Genomic DNA, 1,535 nt, shown 5'->3' with positions numbered 1-1,535 from the left:
CTTCGGGCGGATCAGAAAGCGCACCGCGCTTTCCCGCCTGTGTGTGGGCGGTGCGGCAGGACCGTTTCAGCACAAGGCCGACAGGCCAGAGCCTGCCCCGGCGGGGGCGATAGCGCCCGCCATTGGCGGGGCGGGCGCTGGCCGTTGGCTCGGGCCACCGGCCCGAACTCACCAGCGTTTTCACATGACCTCGGCAATGGCCTCGGCCATTGGGGGGCGGGCGGAAGTGGAACCGCTTTTCTCCGCCGATGTGAAAGCGATGCCGCAAGACCGGTTCAACCCGTGACCGGGAGGCAAACACCCGCCGGGCGGTGGATGGCGAGGTTGGGCGGATCAGGAAAGGCATCGCCTTTCCCCGCCCATGTGGGCTGGGCCCAGCAAACCGGCTCAGCCCATGACCGGGAGGCCAGCGCCCGCCCGGTGGGCGCGAAAGCGCCCGCCAATGGCGGGGCGGGCGCTGGCCGGTGGCTTCGGGCCACCGGCCCGATGTGGATAGGGTGCCGCGTGACCTCGGCGATGGCCTCGGTCAATTGGGGTAGCGGATCAGGACGGTGCCGCTTGGCCTCGGCTATTGGGGCGCCGTTACGGTATTGGCTGCACGTCCCAGCCGCGGGCGGCGAGCAGGGCCAGCACGCCCTCGCGCCCGGCCAGATGCAGGGCGCCGAAGGCGAGGAAGACGGGGCCCTGGCCGCGCGCGCGGTCGGCTTCGGCCTCGATCACCGGGATCCACAGCCGGTTGCGTTCCACCATCAGCACCTGTTCCATCATGGCAAATTCGGCATCGGCGCGGGCGGGGGTATAGCCGGGCAGGGTGTGGCTGCTCAGGCGCAGATATTCCCAGACCTTGCGGCTTTCACCCGCGAAATAGCCCGCCGAGAGGGTGGCGGCGAAATCCTCGATCCGGTCCTCCATCACCAGCGAGGAGCGCAGCATGTCAAGCTGCTGCCCGGGTGTCAGGCGGGCGAAGATGCGGAACAGGGTGGTGTGCGGCTCCAGCGCGCGGATCGGCAGGGCGCGGTCCTTGGCGGCATCCATCACGCGGTGATCCAGCCCGCGCCCCGCCGCCACCTCGGCCATGTCGCAGGGCGCGATGGCCAGCATCGTGGCGAGATACCAGGGCCGCATCTTGGCCGCCATGAAGGGCGGGATGTTGCGGGCCTTCAGCGCGGCGGCGACGGTCTGCCAATCCTCGGGCGGCATCTGTTCGATCAGGCTGGGGCCATCGGGCAGGAACAGGAGGGAGGGATCGGCGGCGATGTCGCGCTTCAGCGCGCGTTCCTCCTCGGGGCCGGCCTCGACCATGAGCGCGCTGGCCTGATCCAGCAGCGGCGCGACGCGGGCGAGGATGGCATCATGGCGCGGGTCGGCCATGTGATAGGTGCCGAGAATCACCAGCTTTGCCCCATCGGCCCGGCGGGCCTGCCAAAGATTGCCGCGCGCGAAAGGCTGGGCGTCAGTGGCGGCCTCCAGTGCTGAGGCCTCGGGGGCGGGGAGGCTCGCCAGCAGATCCTCGCCGGCGCAGCGCGCGGCGGCGG

At 70.6% G+C, this 1,535-nt stretch carries 2 protein-coding genes; one reads left to right on the top strand and one right to left on the bottom strand.

Going from position 1 to position 1,535, the window contains the following annotated elements; translation table 11 throughout:
- Positions 1-286: hypothetical protein (locus JNN06_RS08205; protein WP_291239105.1), on the top strand; the 286-nt coding region annotated here is incomplete at its 5' end.
- A 296-nt stretch (positions 287-582) separates the two neighbouring features.
- On the opposite strand, the gene JNN06_RS08200 is transcribed toward JNN06_RS08205, so the two are convergent.
- The coding region (locus JNN06_RS08200) for a TraB/GumN family protein (protein ID WP_291239104.1) at positions 583-1,535 on the bottom strand (953 nt) is incomplete at its 5' end.

It is taken from the genome of Gemmobacter sp., assembly GCF_016792925.1.
Classification (GTDB): Bacteria; Pseudomonadota; Alphaproteobacteria; order Rhodobacterales; family Rhodobacteraceae; genus Gemmobacter.
This window is presented reverse-complemented; position numbering and strand designations above follow the sequence as displayed.